This is a genomic window from Nocardioides sp. Leaf374, from assembly GCF_916862475.1.
GTDB classification, from domain to species: Bacteria; Actinomycetota; Actinomycetes; order Propionibacteriales; family Nocardioidaceae; genus Nocardioides; species Nocardioides kribbensis.
This window is the reverse complement of sequence record NZ_CAKASO010000077.1, coordinates 1-5,319: the sequence shown is the minus strand read 5'-3', so window position 1 is coordinate 5,319 and position 5,319 is coordinate 1. Positions and strand designations below refer to the sequence as shown.

Sequence of the window (5,319 nt, the reverse complement as noted above, 5' to 3'; positions counted from 1 at the left end):
CGACGAGCCGTGCGTCGCCGCCGTCGGCCAGCAGGGCGCCCCCGACCAGGCCGAGGCCGACCGGCACGGCGAGCTGGGCCGCGACCAGGTCGGTGCGGGCGAGCAGCACGACGGCGCCCCCGGCGAGCAGGGCGGCCCCGCAGGCGAGCAGGGCGCCTGCAGGCCCCACGTCGCCGAGCCAGCCGGCCGAGAGCGCGCCGACGGTGTCGAGCACCACGAGCCCCAGGGCCACGACCGTCAGCGACTCCGCGCCCACGCGCAGGCCGCGTCGCGCCAGCCGGTCGGCGGTGACGCCCGCGGCGACGGTGAGGCCGAGCAGGGTGAGCGTGCGGCCGCCCACCCCGAGGGCCGACCAGGTCACGGCGAGGAACACCACGGCCGCCACCAGCAGGCACAGCGCACCCAGGCCGAGCAGCAGCCGCGGCACCGACCACGCGGACAGCCCCCGCCCGGTGGCCCGCCCGGTGGCCCGCCCGGTGCTCCGCCCGTCGGGTCCGCCGGGCACCGTGTCGGCCCGGTCGGCCCGCGGGAGCGGTCCGACGCCGTCGAGCAGACCAGCACGACCGGCTGCACCGGCCGCACGACCGGCCGGGCTGCCGGCGCGCCCACCGTCGGCGGCGCCCCCCGCGGCGCTGGCTCCCGTGGCGCCGACGAGCACGGGCGCCTCGGCGCGCAGGCGCTCGAGCAGCAGGTCGGCGCGGGTCAGCGTGCTCAGCAGGTCGGCGGCGACGGGGCCGCGCAGCGGGAGGTCGCAGCGGGGGCAGACGGCCGGCGCGGGAGGCAGCGGGGCGCGGCAGTCGGGGCACACGGTGGGGTCGGCGTAGCGCAGCATGCGGGCAGCCTCGCGCGCCCGCGGGGCTCGCGGCAGGGCCGACGTACTCCCGCTCCTGGGTAGGAGGGCCTAGGCCGGTGCGGCGGCCTCGTCGCGCTGGCGCAGCGCCAGCACCGGTCGCCAGGCGTCGTGGAGGGTCGTGACCAGGCTGATGAGGGCGAGGTAGAAGAGCGTGGCGCTGATGTCGAGGTCGCCGCCGGTGACGCCGAGCAGCAGCTCCGCGGCGAGCACGAGCACCACGTTGACGAGCATGCGGGCCAGGAAGGCCATCAGCGAGGACTCGATGCTTCGGCGCCGGCTGGCGGCGGCGAGGGTCAGCAGGGCGTTGACCACCACGACGACGCCGACGCCGAGGAAGAGCTGGAGCGGGGTGGACCGCACCCCGGGGAGGGTCTGGGCGTAGACGACGGCCAGCAGACCCACGAGCACGACCTTCTCCACCGTCGTCCACGACAGCAGGGCGCCGTGCACCCAGTGCCACTGCATCCGCTCCTCGGCGGTGTCGACCTCGGCGGGCAGCGGGTCGGCCGCGAAGCGCGTCGGGTGGTCGGGCGGGCGCAGCCGCGCGTGGTAGCGGCGCCACCCGATCGAGGCGGCGCTGACGGCGCCCGCGGCGACCACCAGTCCGCCGACGGGGTGGTCGCCCACCATGTCGGTCACATCGAGCCGGGCGACGTGGATCCACCACTCCTGGGGCAGCTTGACCAGCACCCAGATCAGCGCCGCAGCCGTGATCCACCAGCGCAGGCCGAAGCGGGTGGGGCGCCAGCGCGCGCGGACCGCCTCGTAGGCGATGAAGAAGTACTCGAAGGTGTTGGGGAAGACCAGCAGCAGCGCGCGGGCGTGGCTGAGCTCGAAGGCCACCACGCCGACGAGGCGGTAGAAGTAGAGGAAGCGCGCGACCCGGAAGGCCGGCAGGCTGGTCCAGTTGCGCAGGGTCGCGAGGTAGGCGATGGCGAGGTAGTAGACGTCCATCGCCTTGTCGTAGGACTGGTAGCCCGGCGGGTCGTGGCCGAAGAGCTGGAAGATGGTCTGGTCGACGCCGTCGAGCACGAGGCAGGCCACGATGGCGGGCAGCGGCCAGCGCGGGATCGCCAGCGGCAGCAGGAACCGCCCGCCGATCACGGCGAGGAACACCAGCGTCGTGCCCATGGGCCCCCCAGGTCGTGGCCGCCGTGCGCGGCGGGGAGATCGTCCCACCGCCCGGGGGCCGCGGCCATCACCCACCTGGACCACCGGGGCCGACCCCGGCCTCCCGAGGGATCCGTGTGACGCGATCGCCCCTCGCGCTGGCGTGTTACCGACTGGTAGGCATGGGTCATGACCTCCCCGACCGTCCTGATCACCGGCGCCGCTGCGGGCATCGGCCGCGCCACCGCCCTCCGCTTCGCACGGGAGGGATGGACCGTCGGTGCCTACGACATCGACGAGGCCGGGCTGGCCACCCTGGCCAGCGAGGTCGAGGCCCTGCGCACCGGGGCCCGCGTCGTCAGCGGCACCCTCGACGTCCGCGACGCCGAGGCCTACGCCGCGCGCGCGGCCGAGCTCGTGGCCGAGACCGGCCGCCTCGACGTGCTCGTCAACAACGCCGGCATCCTGCTGGCCGGGCAGTTCGCCGAGATCGACGTCGCCGCGCACCACCGCGAGATCGACGTCAACGTCAAGGGCGTCGTCAACGGCCTGCACGCCGGCTTCGAGCCGCTGCGCGCGACGGCCGCGGCCCACGGCTCGGCCCACGTGGTCAACCTCGCCTCCGCCTCGGCCATCTACGGCCAGGCCGAGCTGGCCAACTACAGCGCCACCAAGTTCTTCCTGCGCGGCATCACCGAGGCCCTCGACCTGGAGTGGGGCCGCCACGGGGTGCGGGTGGTCGCGATGTGGCCGCTCTTCGTGCAGACCGCCATGACCCAGGGCGTGCACACCGGCACCACCGACTCCCTGGGCGTCAACCTGGGCGCCGACGACGTCGCCACCGCCATCTGGGACGCCGTCCACCCCACGGCCGCGCGACGCCTCGTGCACCAGGTGCACTTCCCGGTCGGCACCCAGACCAAGGCCATGGCCCTCGGTGCGCGCTTCTCCCCGGCCTGGCTGACCCGCCGGGTCAACAAGCGCTTCGCCGGCGTCTGAGCCACCCGCCGGGCCGGACCCGGCCCCCGCACCCGGCGCCGCCACCGCCCCGGCCCGCCCGTGGGCCCTCCCCGCGCCGCCGCCCCCGTGCGCCGGTTACGGTCGGGACGTTCACGACGGGCACCCGGCCCGCCGCGACCACCGACCCCCGGGAGGGCCCGTGCCGGATCGTCGTACGCGTGAGGTGCGCGGGGGAGTGCGCGGTCTGGGCGGCGCGCTGGGCCGTGGGCGCGAGCGCGTCACCGGCGTGCTGGGCCACCGCTTCCCCTCGGTCGCGGTCACCGGCATGACCGGCGTCGGCAAGACCGAGCTGGTCGACCACCTCTGCGGCCGCCCCTCCGCCGACGGCACCCCGGAGGCCGGCTCCGCGGTGCTCGAGCGGCGGGTGCGTCGCGGGCGACGGCTCACCGGCTTCCGGTTCCGCGTCGTGCCCGGCGACAACGCCGCCACCCGCCTCGGAGCCCTCGACGAGGTCTTCCACGACGACCCCGTCGACGGGGTCCTGCACGTCGTGGCCCACGGCCACGCCACGGGTCGCCGCCCGGCCGGCACCAGCGGCGCCGCGCAGGTGACGCGCGAGCAGCAGCTCGCGGCGGAGCTGGAGGACTGGACGGTCACCGCCCACCGCATCGCCGCCATGGCCGTGCGGCGCTCGCGGCCGACCTGGCTCGTGGTCGTGGTGACCAAGGTCGACCTCTTCGCCGACGACGTCGAGGAGGTCGTGCGCTCCTACTCCCCGGGCAGCGGCACCCCCTTCGGCGACCGGCTCGACGACCTGCGCTCCCTGGCGGGCGCGGCCAACCTGTCGGTCGACGTGCTGCCCGCCTGCAGCCACCTCGAGGACCTCGACGGCGCGGTCTCCACCGAGCAGCGCGACCGCTACCTCCAGGCCCTCGAGGCGCGCATGGCCCAGCTCTCGGGTCACGTCTAGGGGAGCCGTCGTGCTGCGCGAGCCCCACGAGAACGTCGCCACGGTGCTGGTCGACCCGGCCGTGCTGCGCGAGCTCGAGCTCGACCTGGGCGCCCTCGACCTGTGGGTGTGGCCGGTGGCCACGGCCCCGGTCTACGTCGACGGCCCCCGCGCGGCCTTCCAGCTGCGGCGCCGCATGATCGAGGCGCGCCGCGGGGCCTGGGACCTGGCGGCCGACTGGGTGCCGGTGCTCGTCTCCTTCGGCGACACCTGGCGCACCGGCGACGAGCCCCTGCCCTGGGCGGCCCACGCCGCGCTCTGGGACGCCCTGGCCCGCCACGCCGCCCACGTGCGGCACCGTCGGGCCCTCGGCGGCGTGCCCCGGCTCTCGGTGCTGCGGGAGCGCGAGGCCCGCTAGCCGCCCCGCCGCGACCGGTGTCGGAGGGCCACCCGGCTGTGGTGACCACGGTGGTCGAGGAGCGAGGCGGCAGCGAGCGTCCCGGGCCCCGGGCCCCGTGGCCGCCGGGGCCGCGGACCCGGACCTCAGCCGGCGTCGAGGTCCCAGACCCGGTGCCGCGGCACCAGCGTCCAGGCCGCCTCGCTGGCCAGCACGACCACGCCGGGCTGCTCGCGCACGCATCCGGCCAACGAGGCGCGGCCCGCGCCGTCGAGCTCGTCGTCGAGGTGGTCGAGCACGACGAGCGCCGGCCGACCGTGCACGGCGCGGGCGAGCAGCACCCGCGCGCGATCGGCCCGGTCGAGCGGGGCGCCGCCCCGCCGCAGCCGGGTGCGGTCGCCGTCGGGCAGCGTCGCCAGGGTGCGGTCGAGACCCGTCGCGGCGAGGGCGTCGGCGACGGGCACCCCGGAGTCCGGCAGCCGGTAGCCCACCGCGCGGGCCACCGTGCCCCGCTCGAGGGACCACCCGGCCAGCGCGGCGCCGACGCGCTCACGGCGTCGGCGGGCGTCGAGTCCGGCGAGGTCCTCACCGCCCACCACGACCGTGCCCTGCTCGGGCGCCCGCACCCCGGCGAGCACCTCGAGCAGGGCACGTCGCAGCGCGGGGTCCGACCCGCTCAGCACCACCCGCTCCCCGGGCGTGGCCACGAGGTCGGGCACCGCCCGGCCGTCGAGGACCAGTCCCTGCACGGCCAGCCCGGCCGGCGCCCCCGGCGGCCCCGACGCGGTCGGCCCGTCGGCGTGGCCCGTCGTACGCCGTGCGAGCTCGGCCGCCCGCGCGGCGCGACCGGGGGCCAGGGCCGGACCGAGGATGCGGCGGGCGGCCAGGAAGGACTGGCGGTACTCCACCACGCGGCCGAGGTCGGCGACCGGCGCGACGAGGATGCCGACCACCGTCAGCGCGGTGGCCACCCCGCTGGCGCCGAGACCGGCGGGTCCGGCGACGGCCAGCACCGCCACGGTGGCCAGTGCGCCGGTGGCGGCGGCGCTG

At 77.1% G+C, this 5,319-nt stretch carries 6 protein-coding genes; 3 read left to right on the top strand and 3 right to left on the bottom strand.

Translation table 11 applies throughout. The features are described 5' to 3' along the window. Together LPA27_RS19035 and LPA27_RS19030 are read right to left on the bottom strand one after the other, a co-directional pair. A partial coding sequence (locus LPA27_RS19035; protein WP_228943542.1) for a hypothetical protein occupies nt 1-832 on the bottom strand: 832 nt, incomplete at its 3' end. A 69-nt stretch (nt 833-901) separates the two neighbouring features. Further along, complete coding sequence (locus LPA27_RS19030; protein ID WP_228943540.1) at nt 902-1,984, bottom strand: hypothetical protein; 1,083 nt, start codon at nt 1,982-1,984, stop codon at nt 902-904. Nucleotides 1,985-2,152: 168 nt separating this feature from the next. Here LPA27_RS19030 and LPA27_RS19025 point away from each other — a divergent pair, with 168 nt between their 5' ends. The 3 genes from LPA27_RS19025 (at nt 2,153) to LPA27_RS19015 (ending at nt 4,290) form a co-directional block, all read left to right on the top strand. Continuing rightward, nucleotides 2,153-2,962, top strand: a complete 810-nt coding sequence (locus LPA27_RS19025) for an SDR family oxidoreductase (protein WP_228943538.1) — start codon at nt 2,153-2,155, stop codon at nt 2,960-2,962. A gap of 196 nt (nt 2,963-3,158) precedes the next feature. After that, entirely contained in the window at nt 3,159-3,893 is a 735-nt protein-coding gene (locus LPA27_RS19020; RefSeq protein ID WP_200920023.1) for a GTPase domain-containing protein, read from the top strand. 10 nt (nt 3,894-3,903) lie between these two features. Beyond that, a complete protein-coding gene (locus LPA27_RS19015; RefSeq protein WP_056863366.1) occupies nt 3,904-4,290 on the top strand; it encodes a hypothetical protein in 387 nt (128 codons plus the stop codon). A gap of 125 nt (nt 4,291-4,415) precedes the next feature. On the opposite strand, the gene LPA27_RS19010 is transcribed toward LPA27_RS19015, so the two are convergent. Then, on the bottom strand, nt 4,416-5,319 hold a 904-nt coding region (locus tag LPA27_RS19010; protein ID WP_228943535.1), incomplete at its 5' end, for an ATP-binding cassette domain-containing protein.

Excerpts from the sequence above, each read along its gene's own strand:
- LPA27_RS19030 (WP_228943540.1), bottom strand. The coding sequence starts at position 1,984 with ATGGGCACGACGCTGGTGTTCCTCGCCGTGATCGGCGGGCGGTTCCTG.
- LPA27_RS19025 (WP_228943538.1), top strand. The coding sequence starts at position 2,153 with ATGACCTCCCCGACCGTCCTGATCACCGGCGCCGCTGCGGGCATCGGC.